At 74.2% G+C, this 21,658-nt stretch carries 18 protein-coding genes; 8 read left to right on the top strand and 10 right to left on the bottom strand.

Annotated elements, in window-relative coordinates:
* Positions 1-224: 224 nt before the first annotated feature.
* Positions 225-1,646: a helix-turn-helix domain-containing protein gene (locus tag IH61_RS47935; protein WP_051838372.1), complete on the bottom strand. Its 1,422-nt coding sequence runs from the start codon at positions 1,644-1,646 to the stop codon at positions 225-227.
* 310 nt (positions 1,647-1,956) lie between these two features.
* Here IH61_RS47935 and IH61_RS0130470 point away from each other — a divergent pair, with 310 nt between their 5' ends.
* Together IH61_RS0130470 and IH61_RS0130465 are read left to right on the top strand one after the other, a co-directional pair.
* Positions 1,957-5,163, top strand: a complete 3,207-nt coding sequence (locus IH61_RS0130470; protein ID WP_051838371.1) for a M28 family peptidase — start codon at positions 1,957-1,959, stop codon at positions 5,161-5,163.
* A 146-nt stretch (positions 5,164-5,309) separates the two neighbouring features.
* Positions 5,310-6,557 carry a cytochrome P450 gene (locus tag IH61_RS0130465; RefSeq protein WP_031075726.1) on the top strand — a complete coding sequence of 416 codons (1,248 nt, stop codon included), beginning with the start codon at positions 5,310-5,312 and terminating at the stop codon, positions 6,555-6,557.
* 64 nt (positions 6,558-6,621) lie between these two features.
* Here IH61_RS0130465 and IH61_RS0130460 read toward each other — a convergent pair whose 3' ends face one another.
* Positions 6,622-7,182, bottom strand: coding sequence for a DUF1707 SHOCT-like domain-containing protein (locus tag IH61_RS0130460; protein WP_031075723.1), 561 nt, complete (start codon positions 7,180-7,182; stop codon positions 6,622-6,624).
* 88 nt (positions 7,183-7,270) lie between these two features.
* On the opposite strand from IH61_RS0130460, the gene IH61_RS0130455 reads away from it, so the two are divergent.
* On the top strand, positions 7,271-8,212 hold the full coding sequence (locus tag IH61_RS0130455) for an ROK family protein (protein ID WP_031075721.1): 942 nt from the start codon (positions 7,271-7,273) through the stop codon (positions 8,210-8,212).
* Between the two features lie 153 nt (positions 8,213-8,365).
* Here IH61_RS0130455 and IH61_RS0130450 read toward each other — a convergent pair whose 3' ends face one another.
* Positions 8,366-8,851, bottom strand: a complete 486-nt coding sequence (locus IH61_RS0130450) for a carboxymuconolactone decarboxylase family protein (protein WP_031075719.1) — start codon at positions 8,849-8,851, stop codon at positions 8,366-8,368.
* Positions 8,852-9,027: 176 nt separating this feature from the next.
* On the opposite strand from IH61_RS0130450, the gene IH61_RS0130445 reads away from it, so the two are divergent.
* Entirely contained in the window at positions 9,028-9,921 is an 894-nt protein-coding gene (locus IH61_RS0130445) for an RNA polymerase sigma-70 factor (RefSeq protein WP_051838370.1), read from the top strand.
* 89 nt (positions 9,922-10,010) lie between these two features.
* Here IH61_RS0130445 and IH61_RS0130440 read toward each other — a convergent pair whose 3' ends face one another.
* The 4 genes from IH61_RS0130440 to IH61_RS47320 all read right to left on the bottom strand — a co-directional run bounded on the left by IH61_RS0130440 (position 10,011) and on the right by IH61_RS47320 (position 12,710).
* A complete protein-coding gene (locus IH61_RS0130440; protein ID WP_031075714.1) occupies positions 10,011-10,406 on the bottom strand; it encodes a DUF2267 domain-containing protein in 396 nt (131 codons plus the stop codon).
* A gap of 77 nt (positions 10,407-10,483) precedes the next feature.
* On the bottom strand, positions 10,484-11,014 hold the full coding sequence (locus IH61_RS47330) for an acyl-CoA thioesterase (RefSeq protein WP_051838369.1): 531 nt from the start codon (positions 11,012-11,014) through the stop codon (positions 10,484-10,486).
* A complete protein-coding gene (locus tag IH61_RS47325; protein WP_031075711.1) occupies positions 11,011-11,454 on the bottom strand; it encodes a hypothetical protein in 444 nt (147 codons plus the stop codon). The genes IH61_RS47330 and IH61_RS47325 overlap by 4 nt, the downstream gene beginning before the upstream one ends.
* Before the next feature lie 287 nt (positions 11,455-11,741).
* Positions 11,742-12,710 carry a DUF6528 family protein gene (locus IH61_RS47320; RefSeq protein ID WP_031075709.1) on the bottom strand — a complete coding sequence of 323 codons (969 nt, stop codon included), beginning with the start codon at positions 12,708-12,710 and terminating at the stop codon, positions 11,742-11,744.
* Between the two features lie 236 nt (positions 12,711-12,946).
* Here IH61_RS47320 and IH61_RS47315 point away from each other — a divergent pair, with 236 nt between their 5' ends.
* Positions 12,947-14,110: an FHA domain-containing protein gene (locus IH61_RS47315; RefSeq protein ID WP_031075707.1), complete on the top strand. Its 1,164-nt coding sequence runs from the start codon at positions 12,947-12,949 to the stop codon at positions 14,108-14,110.
* Positions 14,111-14,242: 132 nt separating this feature from the next.
* Here the strand turns inward: IH61_RS47315 and IH61_RS43370 are convergent, their stop codons facing one another.
* Together IH61_RS43370 and IH61_RS43365 are read right to left on the bottom strand one after the other, a co-directional pair.
* Positions 14,243-16,576, bottom strand: a complete 2,334-nt coding sequence (locus IH61_RS43370) for a protein kinase domain-containing protein (RefSeq protein ID WP_051838368.1) — start codon at positions 16,574-16,576, stop codon at positions 14,243-14,245.
* A 34-nt stretch (positions 16,577-16,610) separates the two neighbouring features.
* Positions 16,611-18,836 carry a protein kinase domain-containing protein gene (locus tag IH61_RS43365; RefSeq protein ID WP_051838367.1) on the bottom strand — a complete coding sequence of 742 codons (2,226 nt, stop codon included), beginning with the start codon at positions 18,834-18,836 and terminating at the stop codon, positions 16,611-16,613.
* 306 nt (positions 18,837-19,142) lie between these two features.
* Between IH61_RS43365 and IH61_RS0130405 the strand changes: the two genes are divergently transcribed.
* From IH61_RS0130405 to IH61_RS0130395, 3 genes are read left to right on the top strand one after another with little or no spacing between them, the layout of a single operon-like run.
* Positions 19,143-19,361: a hypothetical protein gene (locus IH61_RS0130405; RefSeq protein WP_031075702.1), complete on the top strand. Its 219-nt coding sequence runs from the start codon at positions 19,143-19,145 to the stop codon at positions 19,359-19,361.
* Positions 19,362-19,421: 60 nt separating this feature from the next.
* Positions 19,422-20,090, top strand: coding sequence for a 4'-phosphopantetheinyl transferase family protein (locus IH61_RS0130400; protein WP_031075701.1), 669 nt, complete (start codon positions 19,422-19,424; stop codon positions 20,088-20,090).
* Between the two features lie 25 nt (positions 20,091-20,115).
* A complete protein-coding gene (locus IH61_RS0130395; protein WP_031075699.1) occupies positions 20,116-20,499 on the top strand; it encodes a barstar family protein in 384 nt (127 codons plus the stop codon).
* Positions 20,500-20,572: 73 nt separating this feature from the next.
* Here the strand turns inward: IH61_RS0130395 and IH61_RS0130390 are convergent, their stop codons facing one another.
* A complete protein-coding gene (locus IH61_RS0130390; protein WP_234327401.1) occupies positions 20,573-21,550 on the bottom strand; it encodes a polysaccharide deacetylase family protein in 978 nt (325 codons plus the stop codon).
* Positions 21,551-21,658: the final 108 nt, after the last annotated feature.

Raw genomic sequence — 21,658 nt, 5'->3', positions numbered from 1 at the left:
ATTCCGACCAAAAGTTCCGACTACGAACACTGAATTGACGACTGGGATCGACTGTAAACGATCAGAGACTCTAGCCGGATGTTGAGTCCTGGTCAGTCATTCGACGTGTTAACGCCACAATTGACCCGATCGACGCAAGGTATGCGCACGAAGTTGACGAAACGCCGGAGTGAAAGGGGCGCGCTCGGCAATCCGGCAGGGAATTCCCGTCCGGCCCGCGCCCCTCACAACCCCGCGAGCTCCCCCAGGCGCCGCGCCACCTGCGGCCGGTGCACGGCCAGTCGGGCGCGCAGCCCGCGCAGCTCGTACCCGACGAGCGCGGGCAGCGGGCCGCCCGGGCCGGCCTCCAGGGTGGGGCCGAGCAGCTCCACGGCCGTCTGCGGGTCGTGGGCGCAGACGTGGCAGTCGGCGATGCGGACGTTGAAGAGGAGGCGGCTGGCGGGGAGTTGGGCCGGACCGAGCAGCCCCAGGGCCGTCCCGGCGGCGGCCAGGGCCCGGCGGGCCAGCCGGGGGTCGTCCACCTCCGCGGCGAGGTCGCGCAGGGCGGCGGCCGCGGCGGACTCGACCCGCAGCCGCATCGAGGCGATGGTCAGCCAGGGCGCGTCCGCCTCGTCCCGGGCGCCGATGTGCTCCACGTGCGCCCGGGCCCGGTCGATCTCCCGGACGGTGCCCCGCACGTCGCCGGTCAGGGCGAGGGCGCGGGCCCGGCCGATGCCGCCCATCGCGCTCGCCCAGTGCCGCCCGGGCGCGGCCCGCTCGATCTCGCCGGCGTAGCCGAGGGCGACGCCCGGATCGTCGTCGAGCCGGGCCAGGGTGCTGAGGTCGCTGAGCGTGCCGACCAGCGTGGCCTCGTCCTCGGCGAGCCTCGCCCAGGTCAGCGCCCGGTCGAAGCAGGCCATCGCGGTGGCGCCCTTGCCGTCCTGCATCCTCAACGCCCCCGCCGCGTGCGCGTGTTCGGCGGCCAACCGGGCCAGCGGACGGCGCTGCGCGGCGGGTGCGACGGCGAGCCGGGCGAGGACGGCCCGCAGGGTGCGCTCGACGGCGACGGCCAGGGCCGTGCGGTGGCCGGACTCGCCGGCGCGCAGGTGGGCGGCGAGCAGCGCGGCCAGGGCGTGCGCGGTGGCGGCGTCCAGCGGCGGCGCGGCGGTGGGGTCGGCGTCGCAGAACTCGAGGTGCAGGGCGGCCAGTTCCCTCTCCTCGGGGACGTCGCAGCCCTCGGCGTCGTGCAGCGGGCAGAGCAGCCCGTAGTCCGGCAGCCGCCGCGGCGGCAGGAGCGCGGGGGCCGGAGCCGGGACGAGGGAGAGGTGCGAGGGCAGCGGCGGGCGCAGCAGACCGGGGGCGAAGGGGTCGAGGGCGGGCAGCACGGCGCTCTCGGCCCGCAGGCACGCCTCGCGCAACTCGCCGTCGGCTCCGAGGAGTTGGTCGATCCGATCGGCGATCCTGGGGGTGACCCTGCGGGCGCCGTGCTCGATCTTGCTGACGGCGGTGTGGTCGTAGCCGATCCCGGCGCCCAGTTGCGCCTGGGTCAGTCCGGCCCTGCGCCGCCAGTGCCGCAGCAGAGCGCCGAACTCGCGCCAGGCGCCCGTCTCCTGGCCGCCGGGGCGGTGCGTCGCCCGATCGTCGGAGCCCACCAGGTTGCGGTGCACGCTGCCTCCCCGGTCGCGTCGTCCCCCCGGTTCCACGAGCGAGACGGTACTGGATGGCGATCGATCCGTACATCAGGTGGTCTCGACCAGTTGCCCTGGTGGTCTCAACCACTCGGGAATAAGCCCAGCTTGACGGAATTTGCCAACCCTATGCATCACGCGCACCAGCCATTGACCGGAGCATGACGCCATGTGAGGGTTCGGGCACCCGAGCGCGGACGGCCCGCACGGCCGTCCCCAGACACGGCCTTGCGGCGAGCCCCCAGCCATGCCGTCCGCGGTCGAGGACCCCCACGTTCGAGGAGCCTCGATGCAACGCAGAGTTTCCACAAGGCGGTTGCTCACCACAGCCACCACCTTGACTCTCCTGGTCGGCGCGATCGCCGGCACCGCAGGGCCGGCCACCGCCGCGCCCACACCCACGCCCGCCCCGCCGAGCGCGCTCGCCCTCGCCGTGAACGCCGCCGACGCGGCCGCCGCGGCCGGGGCCGACTCGCTGGCCAAGGGCCCGGGCGAGACGTACGAGCGCCGCGCCGTCACCCCCTGGCTCGGCGGCCTGTACTCCGTCTCCTACGAGCGCAGCTACCACGGCCTGCCGGTCGTCGGCGGCGACGCGGTCGTGCTGGCCGACAGCCAGGGCAAGGTGCGCGGTTCGCAGAACGCCGCCCCCGGCCCGGTCGGCGGCTCGACCACCCCGAAGATCAGCGCCGCCGCCGCGGAGAGGACGGCGCGCACCCGCCTGGCCACCGTCGACTCGGTGGCCCAGCGCCGCCTGGTCGTGCGCGTCAAGGACGGCACCGGCACGCTCGCCTGGGAGACCGTGCTCAAGGGCCGCACCGAGACCGCGCCGAGCAGCCTGCACGTCTTCGTCGACGCCACCACCGGCGAGGTCGTCGACACCTACGACGACGTCGAGGCCGGCACCGTCAACAGCAAGTGGAACGGCCCCGGCCCGATGACCATCAGCACCTCGGGCTCCGGCGGCTCGTACTCGCTGAGCGACCCGAGCCGGCCCGGCCTGAGCTGTTCCGACTACAGCACCGGCCAGGTCTTCCGGAAGTCCTCCGACTCCTGGGGCAACGGCAGCGGCTCCAGCAAGGAGACCGGCTGCGGCGACGCCATGTGGGCGGCCCAGAAGGAATGGGACATGCTCCGCGACTGGCTCGGCCGCAACGGCCACGACGGCAACGGCGGCAGCTGGCCGATCAAGGTCGGCCTGAGCGACGTCAACGCCTACTGGGACGGCAGCTCCGTCTCCATCGGCCACAGCCAGTCCGGCGACTGGATCGCCTCCCAGGACGTCGTCGGCCACGAGTTCGGCCACGGCATCGACCAGTTCACCCCGGGCGGCGCCAACAACGAGAACGGCCTCGGCGAGGGCACCGGCGACATCTTCGGCGCACTCACCAAGGAGTACAACAACGAGCCCCAGCAGTACGACTACCCGGACTACCAGGTCGGCCGACTGATCAACCTGGTCGGCAGCGGCCCCATCCGCAACCTGTACCAGCCCTCCCTGGTCAACAACGACCCGAACTGCTACTCCTCCTCCATCCCGAGCACCGAGGTCCACGCCGCGGCCGGCCCCCTGAACCACTGGTTCTACCTGCTCTCCAAGGGCTCCAGCGGCACCAACGGCTCGCCCAGCAGCCCGACCTGCAACAACTCCTCGGTCACCGGCATCGGCATGAAGCAGGCCGGCCAGGTCTGGTACGGCGGCATGCTGCTCAAGACCAGCGGCATGACCTACAAGCGCTACCGCACCGCCACACTGACCGCCGCCAAGAACCTCGACCCGACCTGCGAGTACTGGAAGGCCACCAAGTCGGCCTGGGACGCGGTCAGCGTCCCGGCGCAGAGCGGCGACCCGAGCTGCACGCCGACCGGCGGCCAGAACGACTTCTCGCTCAACCTCAACCCGGCCTCCGGCACCGTCCAGCCCGGCGCCTCGACCACCGCGACCATCTCCACCGCGGTGACCTCGGGCACCGCCCAGAGCGTCAGCCTCAAGGCCACCGGCGCCCCGACCGGCGTGACCGCGACCGTCTCGCCGGGCTCGGTGCAGGCCGGCTCCTCCGCCACGCTGACCCTGTCCGCCTCCAACTCGGCCCCCGCGGGCACCTACACCGTCACCGTCACCGGCACCGAGGGCGCGGCCACCCACACCGCCCAGTACAGCCTGACGGTCGGCGGCGGCGGGCCCAACCCGGGCACCCCGCCCACCATCGACGTCGGCAAGATCCAGGCCGACCTCAGCCAGCTGAACTCGATCGCCAACCAGAACGGCGGCACCCGCCAGGCCGGTACCGGCGGGCACACCCAGTCCGTCGCCTTCATCAAGGCCAAGCTCCAGGCGGCCGGCTACACCGTCGCCGAGCAGACCTGCACCTCCTGCACCTACCGCTCCAACAACCTGATCGCCGACTGGCCCGGCGGCCCGTCCGACCAGGTCACCATGTTCGGCGCCCACCTGGACAGCGTCTCGGCCGGCCCCGGCATCAACGACAACGGCTCCGGCTCGGCCACCCTGCTCGAGAACGCGCTCACGCTCGCCCAGCAGAACCCGACCATGAGCCGCCACGTGCGCTTCGCCTGGTGGACCGGCGAGGAGCAGGGCCTGCAGGGCTCGAACTACTACGTCGGCCAGCTGAGCTCCACCCAGCGCGCCGCGATCAAGGGCTACTACAACTTCGACATGGTCGGCTCGCCCAACGCCGGCTACTTCGTCAACAACCTCAACTCCAGTGCCTCCGCGCCGATGAAGGCGTACTGGGACTCGCTGAACATCCAGCCGGAGGAGAACGTCGAGGGCGTCGGCCGCTCCGACGACTACTCCTTCCAGCAGGCCGGCATCCCGACCTCGGGGTACGCGGCCGGTGCCAGCGCCACCAAGTCCTCGTCCCAGGCGGCCAAGTGGGGCGGCCAGGCCGGCCAGTCCTACGACTCCTGCTACCACCAGTCCTGCGACACCACGAGCAACGTCGACCCGACCCCGCTCGGCCGCAGCGCCAACGGCGTGGCGTACACCATCTGGAAGACCTCCGTCGGCGGCACCGTGCCCACCAACGACTTCTCCCTCTCGGTGAACCCGAACAGCGCCACCGTCAAGCCCGGTGACTCCACCAGCGCGACGGTCTCCACCGCCACCACCTCCGGCTCCGCCCAGACCGTCAACCTCTCGGCCTCCGGCGCCCCCGCCGGCGTGACGGTCTCGCTCAGCCCGACCTCCGTCCAGTCCGGCGGCTCGTCCACGCTGAACATCAGCACCGCGAGCTCCACCGCCGCCGGCACCTACAACATCACCGTCACCGGCGCCGGCTCCGCGACCCACACGACCAGCTTCACGCTGACCGTCAGCGGGCCGGGCAACCCCGGCGGCACCTGGACGCCCGGCACCACGTACAACGCCGGGGACATCGTGACCTACAACGGGGTCAGCTACCGCTGCATCCAGGGCCACACCGCGCAGGTCGGCTGGGAGCCGCCGATCGTCCCCGCCCTGTGGGAGGCGATCTGACGGTCTCCCCTGAGACCCTGACAGGTTCTCGTCTCTCCTGAAAGCCGCTGCGCCGCGATCCGTTGAGGGGACGGATCGCGGCGCAGCCGCCTGCGTTCTCGGTACTGTCGGTACGGCCCAGCCCCGACCGCGTTCAGGAGCCCCTGGTGACTTCGACCTCACAGCCCCGGTCCCTCCCCGCCGTTCCGGAACTGGCCTCCGAGGCCGTCGAGCAGTGGCGCACCGAGGAGGCCGAACTCGTCGACCTGCTCGCCCGGGCCCGGCGGAGCGTCGGGGGCCTCGCCGCCTTCCGGCTCGGCCCCGTCCCGACCGTCCTGGTCACCGACCCGGCCGCCGTCCAGCACGTGCTGGCCCGCCACCCCGACACGTACGTCAAGCGCTCCCACCGCGCCCGGATGCTCGTCGGCGACGGCGTCCTCTCCGCCACCGGCGACGCCTGGAAGCGCCAACGGCGGCTGTTGCAGTCCCAGTTCACCGGTACGGGCATGCGCCGCTACGAGCAGCGGATCGCCGCCGCCGCCCGCCGCACCGCCTCCCGGTGGGAGGGCTACCGCCGCACCGGCGAGACCTTCGACGTCGGCGAGGAGATGCGCCGCTTCGCCCTCGACACCGTCTGGCGGGCGCTCACCGGGCTGCCGCTGGACGACCACACGGACGCCGAACTGCGCTCCGTGGAACGGGTGGTGGCCGCCATGCCCACCCTGCCCGGCTCCGTCGACGAGGCCCGGCGGACGGTCGAGGCCGACCTCGCGCGCATCGACGCCGTCGCCCAGGCCGCGATCTCCACCGCCCGTTCCTCCTCGACCGCCTCCGAGCCCGGCGTGCTGCACGTCCTCCTCGACGCCTCGGCCCAACACCCCGAGTACACCGACCGGTTGATCCGCGACGAACTCGTCACCCTCCTCGTCGCCGGCCACGAGACCACCGCCACCACCCTGACCTGGCTCCACCTGCTGCTCGACCGCGACCCCGCCACCCGCAACGCCGACCCGGCCGCGCTCGTCAGCGAGACCCTGCGGCTCTACCCGCCCGCCTGGCTGCTCCCCCGGCACGCCGTCCGCGACGACACCGTCGAAGGCCACCACATCGCCGCCGGCACCGACGTCCTGGTCTGCCCCTTCCTCACCCACCGCGACCCGGACCTGTGGCCCGACCCCGAACACTTCGACCCGTCCCGCTTCACCACCCCCGGCCGCCTCCCCGTCGGCGCCTACCTCCCCTTCGGCCTCGGCGCCCGCGCCTGCCTCGGCACCCAGTTCGCCCTGCGCGAGACCACCGCCCTGCTCGAACTCCTCCTGCCGCTCGGCCCGTTGACACTCCACTCACCCCCGCAGGGCTGCGCCTACAGCATCACCGTCCGCCCCGACGGCCCCGTCCTCGCCAGCTTCCGCTGAACCCCGGGCCCGCAGCAGGAAGTCGGCGGGCCCGACTTCCTGCGCAGGCCGACCCCTGCGGGCGTCAGCCCTTGGTGGGCTGCTTGATCTTGATGCGGCCGATGCCCGGGTGGCCGATGAGGGTGATCAGGGGGGCGCCGGGGGCGGGTTCGGCGGTGGTGGCCCTGTTAAGGATGTGGTGGGTGTCGGTGCTGGTCGGGTCGATGCGGAGGGCCCAGCTCCGGGGGAGGATCAGGCGGACGCGGCCTCCGCGGCAGGTGGCCTCGACGGTCACCTCGCCGTGGGGGCAGTGGGCTTCGGTGAAGTCGAGGATGACCTGGTTCATGCGGCACTCGGCGACGATCCTTCGCGGGACGGTCCACCGGCCCTTCCGCACGATGTTGGTGATGGTCGGCTGCAGGACCATCACCTCGTCCGCAGCGAGGGAGCCTGCCGCCCTCGGGCCCAAGTCGGCCACCAGCTCGTCGAGTTCGCGGTACGTCCGGGCGGCGAAGGCGAGCTCCAGCCGCTCGTCCAGCTCGGCGAGCTCGATCCGCCCCTCCCCCGCCGCGATCCGCAGCCGGTCGGCGACCGCCTCCCGGTCCGCATCCCCCGCACGCACAGCCGGCAACCGCTCATCGCTCATGCCGGCGACTGTACGGCAGGCGACTGCGGCCCCGCGCACGTGATCTACGCTGTGCGACGCCGCACCCGTAGATCTGGAGCCCGACGCGATGAGCCTCACCACCGCCAGACCGCTGTTCGCCGCCGTCGACATCGGCGGCACCAAGATCGCCGGGGCGCTGGTCGACGGCGACGGCAGGCTCCGCCACCGCCTCCAACTCCCCACCCCCGCGAAGGCGCCGGGCGAGGAGGTCCTCGCCGTCGTGCACCGCGTGCTCGACCATCTCGCCGCCACCGCCGACTGGGACGCCGTGACGGCCGTCGGCATCGGCAGCGCGGGCCCGGTGGACCTCGTGGCGGGGACGGTCAGCCCCGTCAACATCCCCGGCTGGCGCGGCTTCCCGCTGGTCGCCGAGGCTTCCGCCCACCCGGCGGTCGCGGCCCGCGCCCTGCCCGTCCGACTCGCCGGGGACGGCGTGGCGATGGCCGCCGCCGAGCACTGGCAGGGCGCGGCGCGGGGGGCCGCAAACGCGCTGTGCCTGGTGGTGTCGACGGGCGTCGGCGCGGGCCTGGTGCTGGACGGCGCCGTACGCCCCGGCCCCAGCGGCAACGCCGGGCACCTGGGCCACATCACCGTGGACCTCGACGGCGACCCCTGCCCCTGCGGCTCGCGCGGCTGCCTGGAGGGCGTCGCCAGCGGTACGGCCATCGCGCGCCGCGCCCTCGCCGCAGGATGGCGCCCGACCGGCGAGGACCGTACGGCCCGCGCCGTCGCCACCGCCGCCGAGGCGGGCGACCCGATCGCCCTCGCCGCCTTCGACCGCGCCGCACAGGCACTGGCGGCCGGGATCGCCGCCACCGCCGCACTGGTCGACCTCGACCGGGTGGTGGTGGGCGGCGGCGTCGCCACCGCCGGAGACGTCCTGTTCACCCCGCTCACCCACCACCTCCGCACCTACGCCGTCCTCCCCTACCTGGAGGCCCTCCACGTACGCCGCGCCGAACTCGGCACCGACGCCGGCCTCATCGGCGCCGCCGCCCTCTGCCGCTGACCACCGCCCATCAGAACAGCCGGGCCGCCGCGCGCATCACCGAACCCGGTCCCGCATCCGCGCCTCGAAAACGTTCACCAGCCCATGAAACCTGCGCCTCACGGCTCGTGCCGGGCGGCGGGGTCGTCGTCTGGTAGCGGCGGCGGGTGGGTGTCAGTCGCGGAGGGCTGTGAAGGTGTCGGGTTCGTAGGAGCCGCCCTGGTTGTGGAGGGTGACGCTCATGCGGTTGGCGGCGTTGATCAGGGCGATGGTGCAGACCAGGGCGCCGAGTTGGTCGTCGTCGTAGTGCTTGCGGGCCTCGGACCAGGTGGTGTCGGAGACGCTCTGGGATGAGTCGGCGAGGCGGGTGGCCTCTTCGGTGAGGGCGAGGGCGGCGCGTTCGGGGGCGGTGAAGACGGTGGTGTGGCGCCAGGCGGCGACGAGGTTGAGGCGGAGGGGGGTTTCGCCGGCGGCGGTGGCCTCCTTGGTGTGGATGTCGACGCAGAAGCCGCAGCCGTTGATCTGGCTGGCGCGCAGTTCCACCAGGTGCCGGGTGGTGTCCGGGAGGGTGGATTCCTGGAGGGCCAGGGAGGTGTTGTAGAAGCGCTTGGCGACCTTCGCCGCGGTCGGGCTGTCGAACAGGTTGAATCGAACGGTCATGACGTCGTCCTCGCTCTCGTGGTGTCCCGTGCCGTCCGCACCGGACGAACATGGGATGCCGCCGCCCCGCCCGGCGTGACAGGCGGGGACTGTGGCCTGCGTCACGGCGGGCCGGTGTCACGGAACGGCGGTCTCCGGCGTCTCGTGTGCGACACACCGGAGTGAAGGGGCGAACGATGATCGAGCGAACTGTGGACGACGGCACCGAGGCGTTCCTCGCCCACCGCAGCCTGCTGTTCACCGTCGCGTACGAGATGCTCGGCTCGGCCGCCGACGCCGAGGACGTCGTGCAGGAGACCTGGCTGCGCTGGTCGGCCGTCGATCGGGGCGAGGTCCACAACCAGCGCGCCTACCTGGTGCGGATCGCCACCCGGCAGGCGCTGGGCCGGTTGCGGGTGCTCGGGCGGCGCAGGGAGTCGTACGTGGGGCCCTGGCTGCCCGAGCCGCTGTTGACGGCGCCCGACGTGGCCGAGGACGTCGAGCTGGCCGACAGCATCTCGATGGCGATGCTGCTGGTGCTGGAGACGCTCACGCCCGTCGAGCGGGCGGTGTTCGTACTGCGCGAGGTGTTCGCGCTGGACTACGGGGAGATCGCGGAGGCCGTCGGCAGGCCGACGGCGACGGTGCGTCAGATCGCGCACCGCGCACGGGCCCACGTCGCGGAGCGCCGCCCGCGCAGCGTCGTGACGGCGGCGGAGGGCCGGAACGCGATCGAGGCGTTCCGGCGGGCGCTCGAGACCGGCGATCTCCAGGACCTGCTCGACCTGCTCGCCCCGGACGTCGTCCTGCTGGGCGACGGCGGCGGGGTGCGGCCGAGTGTGGTCGAGCCGATCGTCGGCGCCGACCGGGTGGCCCGCGCGCTGGCCACCGGGCTGCCCCTGCTCCGGGACAGGGCGCAGGCCCGGGTGGTGCAGGTCAACGGCGGCCCGGCCCTGGTCGTGCGGTTGGACGGGGAGATCGACGACGTGGTGTCGGTGCGGATCGACGGCGGCCTGATCAGTGCGCTCTACATCGTGCGCAATCCGGAGAAGCTGTCGCGGGTCGAGCGGGAGAGCGAGGTCGGCCGCTGAGCGCCCGGGGAGTGGGAGGTCGGCCCGGCCGACTTCCCACTCCCCGCTCCTGGCGCACCCGCCGGCCCCGTCAGGCCCCGGCCTCCCCGTCAGGCCCGCATCGGGTGGCCGAACAGCAGGTCGTAGCCGTCCGGCAGTTGCTCGAGCACCCGGTCGACGACCTCTGCCGGGACCAGGTCGGCGACCGTGCTCAGCACCGCCCCGATGTCCCACTTGGCGGTCGCCTCCGTCGCGCCGTCGATCCAGCCGACGACGGCCTGGACGAAGCGTTCGGCGGTCAGCGGTTCGGCGGCGGGACGGGCGTCGCGCAGCAGGCCCGCGTAGGTGTCCGGCAGGGCGGCGGCGAGTTCGTTGCGATCGGCGCCGACGAGGTGCTCGCCCAGGAGCGCCAGCACGACGCGGGCGGCGTGGTCGGCCTCGGCCTCGCCCCGGTACTCTCCGCGTTCGACGATGCGGGCGAGGAAGTCCTCCCAGGAGATGGTCATCACGTCCTCCTTCCGGTCGGCGTGGGCGACCGGCGGGACGGCACCGGTGCCCGTCCTGCTCAGCGTACTGCGGGCCCTCAGCCCGCCGCCGTACGGCAGAGGCGACGCGGTCCGGACGGTGATGACGCTCTGCCACCACCGGAGGGCACCCGCTGCGCCGGGGCCTTGAGGGACGCGGCCGGCTCGGCCTCGGGCATAAACCCTGCGAGAAAGCGCCTCTCGCTCTGGCTGAGATTGCGCGAACGCCCGGATTCCCGGTCACGTGCGACCACGACCGTGCGCGCCCGCATAAACGTGAGGGACGTCCGGCAGACATTCACTTCCACATGTGCGGAACTCCGCCCGAGCCGTTCCACGGTCAACCGTACGGACAGCGGCTCGGGGCGGTGGTGCAACTGCTCCAGATAATCGATCTCGTGCCTCGCGATGATGAATCCGGAGGGGAACAGCGATTCCCGGACGGCGGTCGCGTGGTGGCAGAACAGGTCGTAAATCCCCTCCTGGATGTAGCCGACCAGCCGGGCGTTGTTGATGTGCCCGTTCTCGTCGACGTCGCTCCACCGGGTGGGGCAGGACAGCACGTGCCCGACGGGGCTCGCCGCGCTCACTGCTCCGTCAGCCCGGTGCCGACGCCGCCCGCGGGGAGCAGCGCGCGCTGCAACCGGGCGTAGTAGCCGGAGTGTTCGGCGGCCATCCGGGCGGCGGTCCAGCCTTCCTCGGCGGCCTCGGCGGCGGCCTGGACGACGAGGCTGTCGAGGACGGCGTCCACCGACCGGCACAGGTCGGCGACGGCCGCGAGCCTCTCGGTGACGTCGGAGCCGCCGGTGGCGCCCCGGGCGGGGAACGCCGCGAGGGAGTCGACGGCGAGCTGGAGGTCGTCGATCCTCTCGGACTTCTTCTCCGGGGTGGGGTCCAGGGTGGAACCGTGGACGGAGTCGGGCCCGGAGTCGGCCCTGGAATCCACCGCGGAATTCACCGCGGAATTCACCAGGGAATTCCCCGGGTGCGGTGCGCCGAGCGCGTTCTGCGGGTTCCGCATCGTCGTCATGTTTTTCTCCATGGCGTATTCCGGCCGTTCACGGCCAGCGGCTGGTGTTCTCGTGCATCGGATCAGCACCGGATCGGCATCGGATCGGTGTCGGCCCCCCGACGCCTTCGACGCTATCCCAGTCGGCACGAGTCGGCAGATGGTTTCCGGAGGTCAACGGGAAACTGACTTCCATTGGAGTAGTTTGCCGGGGTACACAATATGCCCCATCAGCCGAATGCCTTCGGCGAATCGGGTGGTATCACCGACTCGGCCCACCAAATCGGCTACCGAGCGTCACCAGTCTGCTAGCGGATGCTCCACCACCGGGCCTTGTACAGGTGCGTCCCCCGCAGGGTCCGGGCGCCCTCGGGCCGGTGCAGGGTGATCACCGAGGTGCACCAGTCGCACGGGCCGGTGTGCTCGGGGGCGACGGTGAGCAGCCGGCCGGTGAAGGGCTCGTCGCCGACGCTCTTGAGATCCCGGTCCGCGTGGGGCCCCGACAGCCGTACGGGCGTGAACCGGTCCGCGTCCGGGTCGTACCGGTACAGGTGCCGCAGGGTGGCGACCCAGAACCGGCCGGGCGAGCCGAGGACGGCCGCCAGGTCGTGCCCGCCGCCGTCGGGCAGCGGCGTGCGGCGGACGGGGGTGAGGGTGGGCGCGGCGGGGGTGCCGCCGACGCGCAGCGCGGTCAGCTCTGCGTCGCCGACCGCCCGGAGCAGCCCCGCCCGGCCGTCCCACAGCACCCCGTGCGCGCCCGGCAGCCGGTACTCGGCGTACGCGGCGGCGCGCGGACCCTGGGAGGCGGCGTACACCCGCACCCAGCCGCCCGTGCTCGCCGCGACCGCGGCGTTCCCGTCCGGGAGCAGCTCGATGCTGTGCGGGTTGGCGGCCCCGCCGACGTCCGCCGCCCAGCGGGTACGGCCGGTGGCGGTGTCGACGACGGCGGCGAGCCCGCCGGAGGCGGTGGTCACCAGGTACCGGCGGCCCGCCCGGACGCGGCTCTTCGCCTCGGAGGGGTTGGTCCAGCTGCGCGCGGGCCCGAGGTCCGCCAGCGCGGGCTCCCGGTCTGCGCTCCAGCTCCACACCACGGGCAGCCGGCCCGGGCCCTGGTAGGCCATCAGCTCCTCGGCGCTCTGCAGCACCATGGCACTGCGCGACGCCTGGTCCACGACGACCACCTCCCAGCCGTACGACCGCGCACCGGCGCGGCCGGCGAGGGGCGAGCCGAGCAGGAGCAGGGCGGCGGCGCCGACGAGGCACGGGGTTCGAAGCACACCCCCACCGTGCCGACTCCGCGCCGCCGCCGCGCGCCCCGGCACGCGACCGGGGTACGGGGCCGGGGTACGGGGCCCGAAGATCCCGGTCCGGCCCACGGCCGACCTGTCGGCCCGTTAGCATCCCGCCAGGGGCTCGGAGCCGGGACCTTCGAGGGGTCTCAGTTCGAAGGGTTCCAGTTCGAGGGGCTTCGGTTCGCGGGGCTTCAGTTCGCGGGGTTACAGGGGGAGGAACGGTGCGCAAGCGCCCTGGTGCGGTCGTCGACGTCTCCAACGTGTGCTGGTCCAAGGGCCTCCCCCCGGTCGGCCGCAAGTTCCCGCTGCTCGATCGGCTGTTCCTCGTCCGCGACGCCTGGCGCGAGCAGTACGGCGCCGGCGCACCGGTGGGCCTGGTCGGGGACAACTCGCTGCTGCGCAGCCTCCTGCCGGAGGACCGCGCCCGGCTTCAGCGGCTGCGGCAGGACCCGGGGGCGGAGGGCTTCGACGAGGTCCGGTTCGTGCCCTACGCCGACCCGGTGTTCCTGCGGCTGGCCCGCGAGCGCGGCCGGCACGTGATCAGCTCGGACCTGTTCACCGACCTGCGCCGCGCCGAACCCTGGATCGAGGAGCAGCCGCAGCGCGTCCTGGCCTGGAGCACCGACGCGGACGACCGGGTGCGGCTGCGCCCCAGCGCGATCGTGCCGCTGCCCGCGCACCGGGTGTCCAAGGCGATCCAGGTCAAGGACCTCAAGTACCTTCGCCTGCTCGACCCCGACCACCGCGACCAGCAGCAGATCCTGCGCAGCCACTGGCGCTGCACGGCGATCGGCTGCGACACCGCGCTGCACTGGCCGGACGGGCTGCTCGGCTGGCCGACCGTCAGCTCCGGCGGGCGCGCCGTGTGCGACTGCGGCTCGCTGCTGGAGCGGCTCGGGCCGCGCGGCGTCACCCGCAGCTTCGTCGTCTCCGACGCCACCGCCCCGGACCTGCCCGGCGGGCTGTCGGCGGGCGAGTTCCTGCGCTTCCCGGTGAGTGTGGGCGACGCCGTCCAGCTGGGGCGCGGCGCGCTGCGCCACGGGCTCAACCTGGCAGCGAAGGAGCTGCCGTCGCCGCCGGGGGTCAAGCGGGTGAGCCGGGCGCACCTGGTGGTCTCCCTGGAACGGGCGGGCGACACCCCGCAGGCGTACGCGGTGGACCTCGGCTCGGGCAACGGCACGGTCGTGGTGCGCGAGTCCGGCGCCACCCGGCGGGTCGAGCCCGGCGAGCGGGTGGCCTTCGGCGTCGACGACCGGCTGGTCCTGGGCGACGCGGTGGCGGTGCGCATGTCCGGGCAGCTGCACTTCACGGCGGAGCAGACGCTGCCGCCGGATCTGGGCGCGGGGGGCGAGGGGACGACGTTGCTGGGGTGGGACGGGGCGTAGTGGCACGACACCCGCAGGAGAACTACCGAAGTAGTGCCACTACTTCCGTAGTTCCGCTCCGGGGGCAGGGTGGAACTACGCCCGTAGTTGCACTACGGATGTAGTGTCACTACGGGCGTAGTGCGGCGCCGCTCAGCGCGGCGCGAAGTCGCTCTGGACGGTGCCGTCCGCGAAGCCCGTGTACAGCAGCCCGCCCGCCAGGACGGCCGAGGGCGCGCCCGCCGAGACACCGCCGCCGTCACGGCCGCCGGGCCATCCGGCGGCACCCGGCGACACGGGCCTCGGGACGGCGTTCGCCCCCTGCGACAGGTCGATGGTCCCCGGAGAGGCGGCCGTCAGTTCGACGACCCTGTCCCCCGCCAGGAGCAGTCCCGTGGTCGGGCTGATCTGGTTCTCCGGCTTCTGGTAGCTCCAGACCAGCCGCCCACCGGCGACGTCCACGGCCATGTACGAGCCGTGCTGCATCCCGTCCACCACCAGCAGGCCGCGCGCGCCGAGGGCCAGGTGCAGTCCGGTCCCGGTGGCCAGGGGGCGGGCACCGCCCGCGAGCTGCCGGTCGAAGGCGGTGATCCTGCCGTCCCCCGTGCAGATCACCCACTGGCCGTACCCGTGGAGGCCCGTGCAGTCGGCCGCCGTGGCGGCGGAGACCTGGCCGTCGCGGACGTCCACCGTCTCCAGGCGCCGGCCCGAGACCGCGTACAGCTTCTCGCCGAGGACGATCGGGGCGACGCCGGCGGAGTCCACGGGCGTCGTCCACTGCTCCCGCCCGTCCACGGCGGCGTTGCCCCGCAGCTCGCCGTGGTCCTTCTCCCCGCTGCCGCCGAGGTGCGGGCTCGCCGGGTCTGCGGTCTCGGTGACGACGGTGCCCCACAGGAGGGTGACGCCGCCGGCGATCCAGCCGCTGCGGACGGGCTTCTCCCAGACCACGGCGTGGTCGCTCAGCCGGACGGCGCGGGTGTACGTGCCGTCGGTGGTGTAGGCGTTGCCGTCCGCCAGGACGGGCGCCCTGACGCTCGCGTCGCCGAGGCGGCCGTGCAGCGGCATGTGCGGGTCGAGGCTCCAGCGGGTGGTGCCGTCGTCGGCGTCGAGGGCGACCAGGCCGCCGTCGTGGCGCGAGCAGACGAACAGGCCCCCGCCGAGCGCGCAGCCGCCGAGCCGTACGCCCAACTGCCGCGTCCAGGGCTTCCATCCGGTCGGAACCGCCGAGGCGTCGAGGGCCGCTGCGCCGAACTCCCCGCTGGCCGCGAGGTCGCCACCGGCCTGGACGAGGGCTTGCGAGGCGGAGGGCGGCGCCGCAACCGCGGCGGGGGCCGTCGACGCGGGCGGAGCCGGGGAGCCGCCGCCCGTACTCGCACCGTCGGCGGGCGCACCGTCGGCCAGCCACCGGGGCACCAGCAACGCCCCCACCAGGCTCAGCGCCAGCGCGGCCCCGGCCACCCCGGCCAGCACCCCCCGACGGGCCCGCCGCCCGGGCGCAGCGGCGGGCAGCGCCACCGGCAGCGACGCGAGGTGCGCCGCGTCCTGTTCGTAGCGCACGCAGAGCGCCTCGACGGCCGGCGGCCAGCCGCACGCGCCCGGATCGGGTGCGAGCGCGGCGATCAGCTCGTCCAGCCCGGGCCGGGCTTCCGGGCGCAGGCTCAGGCACCGGGCCAGGACCGCCCGCAGCCCGACCGGCACCCCGGACAGGTCGGCCTCGGCCCGGCTGATCCGGTAGAGCACCGCCCGCGTCTGCCCGCCGTCGAAGGGGCCGCGTCCGGCGGCGGCGTACGCGAGCACCGAGGCCAGGCAGAAGACCTCGGAGGCGGGCCCGAGCTCGGCCGCCGCGTCGAGGTGTTCGGGCGACATGTACCCGGGGGTACCGATGACCTGGCCCATCGCGGTGAGGACGGTGCCGTCCAGGGGCTTGGCGATGCCGAAGTCGATCAGCCGCGGCCCGAGGCCGGACAGCAGCACGTTGCCGGGTTTGAGGTCCCGGTGCAGCAGCCGCTGCGCGTGGACGGCGCGCAGGGCGGCGGCGAGTTCGGCGCCGAGGGCCCGTACGGAAGCCTCGGGCAGCGGGCCGGTGGTCTCCACGGCTTCGGCGAGGGTCGGCCCGGGGATGAACTCCGAGGCGAGCCAGGGCGGTTCGGCGTCCGGGTCGCAAGCGACCAGGGTGCCGGGCAGGACGGTGGCGACGGCCCGCGCGGAGTCGATCTCGCGGCGGAACCGCAGCCGCAGCTCCTCGTCCGGGCCCGCCTCGGGGAGCAGCGTCTTGACCGCGACCACCCCCGCCACCACCTCCGCCACTGCCCCTGTGACCGCACCCGCCACCGCACCCGCCACCGCACCCGTCAGCGCCCCCGTCGCCCGGTCCGAGGCGGTGGAACGGGCGAGGTACACCTCCCCCATGCCGCCCGCGCCGAGCCGGGCGAGCGTCAGGTACGGCCCGATCAGGCGCCGCTGGTCCGGCGGCAGCGGTTGCAGCACGACGACGCACTCCCTTCCGTCCCACGAGCCGGGGTCACTGCGGCGCCGCCAGGGCGTGGACGGCACCGTCGCCGCCGATCGCGATCAACAGGCCGTCGAGGGCGAGCACCCGGGGCCGCGCGTAGTCGGGGAAGCGGCCCATGTTCACGTGCAGGCCGGGTGCGCCCCCGGGTTTGGGCAGTTCCACGGCGGCGGGGGCGCCGTCCGGGGTCACGGGGGCGATCGTCAGCCTGGTGTCGGTCATGGTGAGGACCCGGGTGCCGAGCAGGACCGGCGGCGCGGTGCCCTGGTGGGCGGCGCTGCCCGAGGCGCCGGGGCCGTCGACGGTCAGCTCGCGCCGCAGCGCCCCGGTGCCGGCGTCGAGGACGCTCGTCACCCCGGTGGTCCCGTTCCGGCCCACGATCACCGTGCCGTCCCCGGCGGTGACCTGCCAGTTCTGGTCGTGCAGGCTCGAAACAGCGCCGGCGAGGTCCTTGCGCCCCGCGAAGTCCCCGGCCCCGGCCGTGACCAGGCCCTCCGCCGTCCGGCACAGCGCCTTGGAGCCCGTCAGCGCGAACGGGCCGCACTTCTCGGGCAGGGTGGCGAGGGGCGCGCCGCTCCCCGGGTCGAAGGCGGCGATCCCGTCCGGGGTGGAGGCGTAGACGGCGTGCTCGTCGGCGGCCTCGGCGCCGTAGACGAGGCGCAGCCGGGCGGTGCTCGGGCCGTTGTGGCCGAGCGCGCGGCTCCAGGCGGGCTCACCCCCGGCGAAGGTGGCGGCCTTCAGGCTGAACGCGCAGCCGATCTCCGCGCCCGAGTGGTCGCAGACCGTCAGGAAGAGCCGGTCGCCGACGGCGAGCGGCTCCTCGTAGAGGGTGACGTCCTTGCCGAACGGGGTGGTGGACAGCACGCGGCCGCTGGTGAGCTCCTGGACGCGCAGCGCGCCCTCCCGGCTGGAGCTGGCGACGCGGTCGCCCTCGATCGCCGGGCCCTCCCCGTCGCGCGGGATGAGGCGCAGCCCGTTCTCCGTGTCCGGCTGGGCCTGCACGCTCGGGTCCCTGGCGAGGTCGACCCGCCAGCGCTGGTGGCCGTTGGCGGTGTCGAGGGCCTGGAGGCTGCCGTCGACCAGCCGGCAGACCAGGGTGCCCCGGCCCAGCGAGCAGCCGGTCGGCTGGTCGGCCAGGTACGCGGACCAGGGCTCGAAGCTCGCCGGCAGCAGGCTCCTCCCCGCCGGGAAGGCCCTGTTGCCCCCGGGCCCGCCCTTCTCGGTGACGCCGGTGAGCCCCGGGGCGACGGCGACCGCCGTCGGTCTCCCGCCGTCGTCCCCCCAGCGCAGGGCGGCCACCGTGCCGCCCGCGACCAGCACGGCGAGCGCGGCGCCCAGCGCGATCAGCCGTGGCCTGCGCGGCTTGGTCCGGCCCGCCGCCGCCCGAGCCTCGGCCGCGCTCCGCTCGATCATCCGCCCGATCTGCGGCGACCACCACCAGCCGGCCGGACCGAGGGCCTCCAGGGCCGGGACCAACTCGGCGAGGGTCGGCCGCTCGGCCGGGTCGCGCAGCAGGCAGGCGCCCAGGATGCCGCGCAACTCCTCGGGCACAGCCCCGAGTTCGGTCTCCGCCCGGGCCATCCGGTGCAGCATCGCGGGCGCCGGGGCGTCCCCGTACGGTCCGGTGCCGGTCGCGGCGAAGACCAGGACGGCGCCCAGCGAGAACACGTCGGAGGCGGGGAGGGCCTGCCGGGCGTCGGCCACCTGCTCGGGCGCCATGTAGCCGAGCGAGCCGAGCACCAGGCCGTCCGTGGTGAGCGTCTCCTCGTCGGCGGCGCGGGCGAGGCCGAAGTCGATGAGCTTGGGCCCGCCGTCGGCGACCAGCACGTTGCCGGGTTTGAGGTCGCGGTGCAGCAGGCCCCGGCCGTGCACGTCGGCGAGCGCCGCCGCCAGCCGCAGCCCGAGGTCCGCGACCACGCGTACGGGCAGCGGGCCGCACTCCGCCACCGCCCGGTCGAGGCGCGGTCCGGCGACGAACTCGCTGGCCAGCCAGGGCACTTCGGCCTCGGGATCGGCGTCCAGCAGCCGCGCCACGTACGGGCTCTCCACCGCGCGCAGCGCCTCGATCTCGCGCCGGAACCGGTCCGCCGCCTCGGGGTGGTCCAGCAGGTCGCGCCGGACGGTCTTCACGGCGGCGAGCCTTCCGTCCCGTCCCACGCCGAGCAGCACCTCGCCCATGCCGCCCGCGCCCAGCCGTCCGGCCACCCGGTACGGCCCGATCCACTCCCCCGCCGCCATCGCGCGCCCTCCAGGTCCCCCGAGTCCCCCGGCCGCGCCCGCCGTCGCGGCGGGGCATGCCGATGATTCCACGATTCCACAGAGGCCCGGGCGCCCGTCAGGGTTCCGGGGATCGCGTGAACTGCTTCCTTCCGTACACGAGTTCGCGGTGACCGCACCCGCGCCCGCACCCGAACCCACGCCCGCGCCCGCGCCCGGAGCCCGTACGGCCGAAGAGGCGAAAGCGCGTGACCGCCCCGCCTCCGCCGGGGTTGTCAGACCGTCACCCCGCACCCCGTCACCCCGCACCCTCCGGAGGCCCCACAGATGCGCACCGCCCTCGCCGCCCTGCTCCTCGGCACCGTCCTGTTCCCGGCCGCCGCAGCCGCCTCCGCCCCGGCCGCCGCCGCGCCCTCCACCGTCGCTTCGACCCGCGAGGTCAACCAGGGCTACAGCATCCCCGTCGGCGGCGTCACCGACCTCGGCGCCCTGCCCGTGCTCGGCAGCCTCGGCCTGGACTTCGCCCGCCTCCTCGGCCGGCAGTAGGGTCGTCCCGCGCGGGGAAACGACCGAGCCGCGCGGGGCCGGTACGAGGGGGACGGACGCATGATCGGGGAACTGCTGCCGGACGTCGTGGTGACGGAGGTCGCGTACGGCGATCCGCCGCAGGCCCGGCTGGAGCCCGAGGAGGAGGCGGTGGTGGCCCGGGCGGTGGAGAAGCGCCGCCTGGAGTTCACCAGCGTCCGCCACTGCGCCCGCCTCGCGCTCGGGCGCCTGGGCGTCCCGTACCGTCCGCTCGTCCCGGGCCTGCGCGGCACCCCGAGCTGGCCGGAGGGCGTGGTCGGCAGCCTCACCCACTGCGACGGTTACCGCGCCGCCGCCGTGGCCCGCGCCGGGGAACTGACCTCGGTCGGCATCGACGCCGAGCCCGCGCTGGCGCTGCCGGAGGGTGTGCTGGAGGTCGTCGCCCTGCCCTCGGAGCAGCGGCGGATCGCCGCACTGAGCGCCGCGCACCCGCACGTCCCGTGGGACCGGGTGCTGTTCAGCGCCAAGGAGTCCGTCTACAAGGCGTGGTTCCCGCTGGCCCTGCGCTTCCTGGAGTTCACCGAGGCGGAGCTGACGATCTCCGCCGACGGCACCTTCACCGCCCGGGTGCTCGTGCCCGCCCCGGTCGTCGACGGCCGGCCGCTGTCGGGCTTCGACGGCCGCTGGACCGTCCGGGACGGGCTGCTCGCCACGGCGATCGCCGTCCTGCCCGCGTCCACGCCCTCGTAGCGTGCCTCCGGCATATCCTCGATCCGTGACGGTGACTTATGTGATCGACGGCAGTCGGATCGGCTCGCTCGACGACTTCTGGGACGTGGTGGGCCAGGCCATGGGCGAGGACGGCTACTTCGGCCGCAACCTCGACGCCTTCGCCGACTGCCTGCGCGGCGGCTTCGGCACCCCCGACGACGGCGACTACCTCATCGAGTGGCGCGACCACGAGGTCTCGCGCCGCGGGCTCGGGTACCCGGAGACCGTCCGCCGACTGGAGAAGCGCCTCGCCCACGCCCACCCCACCAACCGCCCGCGCATCGCCGCCGAACTGGCCGACGCCCGGGCCGGCAAGGGGCCGACGGTCTTCGACTGGCTGGTGCGGATCATCGAGGACGAGCACCCGGGCGGCCTGCGGCTGGCCTGACCTGGGCACCCCGGACCAGGGGACCCCGGAGCTGGACACCCCGGACCACAGCGTCGGACCGCATCACGTCGGGTCACATGACGTCCGACAGCCGGACGAACCGGCGCCCCGCCGCCAGCATCCCCGGCACCGCCGCCGCCACTCCGGGGGCGGTGCCGCCGCCCGGGTGGTTCATGTGGCCGATGACGATCGCGCCCGGCCCGGCCCCCGCCACCTCCCGCCGCACCTCGGCGGCGCTCAGGGAGGCGCCGCCGTCCCCGTTCACCGTGAATCCGGCGACACGTTCGCCCAGGTCGGCGACCACCCGGGTGGCCACGTCGTCGTAGTGCGCGGTGCCGGAGCGGAAGAACCGGGGCGGGTGGCCGAGCAGGGCGGTGAGCTTGTGCGCGTTGCCCGCCACCTCGTCGTACACCTCGCCGACGTCGCCGGTGCCGGCGATGCCGTACGCGGAGCGGCCGGTGACGGACAGGGGGCGGTGGACGGCGCCGTGGTTGCCGATCTCGAACAGCGGGTCGGAGGCGAGCCGCTCGAAGATGTCGGGGTTGGCGTCGATCCAGCGGGCGTTCAGGAACAGCGTGGCCGGGACGGCGTGGGCGCGCAGGAAGTCGATCAGGTCGGCGTCGTAGCCGTTGCCGCCGGGGCCGCCGCAGGCGTCGAAGGTCAGGGCCGTCGCCCGTTCGCCCTCGGGCAGTGCGGTCAGCACTCCGGCGACCTCCAGGCCCCAGTCGGTCGGGGCGGTGGCGCCGTAGCGCCGCACCACCTCGGCGCGGGTCGGCTCCTTGGTCGGGGGCTCGCTCGCGGGCGGGTCGGGGGTGGGAGTGGGCGTGGGCGCGGCTGTCTGCGCGGCCGTGGGCGAGGGCGTCGCCGCTATGGAACCCGCCCCCGAAGCCGTAGCCGACGCCGAAGCCGTAGCCGAGCCCGCCGTCGAGGAGGGCGCGGCCCCGGGAGCCGCACCGGACGACCGCCCCGCCCCCTGGCACCCCGCCAGCGCACCTCCGGCCATCGCACCCCCGGCCATCGCCGCCAGCAGCACCCGCCGACTCAGTGCCACACCCGCCTCCACTCTCCGCCGATCACCTGTTCCCCTCCCCTATGAACCGATGATCCGTCATTCGCCGCAACTCCACCCCGCCCCTTCGACCCCTTCACCGGCCCAACC

This window comes from Streptomyces sp. NRRL WC-3742, assembly GCF_000720635.1.
Taxonomy (GTDB): Bacteria; Actinomycetota; Actinomycetes; order Streptomycetales; family Streptomycetaceae; genus Kitasatospora.
The sequence above is the reverse complement of the archived record's forward strand: the minus strand, read 5'-3'. Positions and strand labels throughout refer to the sequence as shown.

Coding starts and splice junctions, on each gene's coding strand:
- IH61_RS0130470 (WP_051838371.1), top strand. CDS start 1,957: ATGCAACGCAGAGTTTCCACAAGGCGGTTGCTCACCACAGCCACCACC.
- IH61_RS0130460 (WP_031075723.1), bottom strand. CDS start 7,182: ATGAGCGATGAGCGGTTGCCGGCTGTGCGTGCGGGGGATGCGGACCGG.
- IH61_RS0130455 (WP_031075721.1), top strand. CDS start 7,271: ATGAGCCTCACCACCGCCAGACCGCTGTTCGCCGCCGTCGACATCGGC.
- IH61_RS0130450 (WP_031075719.1), bottom strand. CDS start 8,851: ATGACCGTTCGATTCAACCTGTTCGACAGCCCGACCGCGGCGAAGGTC.
- IH61_RS0130445 (WP_051838370.1), top strand. CDS start 9,028: ATGATCGAGCGAACTGTGGACGACGGCACCGAGGCGTTCCTCGCCCAC.
- IH61_RS0130440 (WP_031075714.1), bottom strand. CDS start 10,406: ATGACCATCTCCTGGGAGGACTTCCTCGCCCGCATCGTCGAACGCGGA.
- IH61_RS47325 (WP_031075711.1), bottom strand. CDS start 11,454: ATGACGACGATGCGGAACCCGCAGAACGCGCTCGGCGCACCGCACCCG.
- IH61_RS43365 (WP_051838367.1), bottom strand. CDS start 18,836: ATGGCGGCGGGGGAGTGGATCGGGCCGTACCGGGTGGCCGGACGGCTG.
- IH61_RS0130405 (WP_031075702.1), top strand. CDS start 19,143: ATGCGCACCGCCCTCGCCGCCCTGCTCCTCGGCACCGTCCTGTTCCCG.
- IH61_RS0130400 (WP_031075701.1), top strand. CDS start 19,422: ATGATCGGGGAACTGCTGCCGGACGTCGTGGTGACGGAGGTCGCGTAC.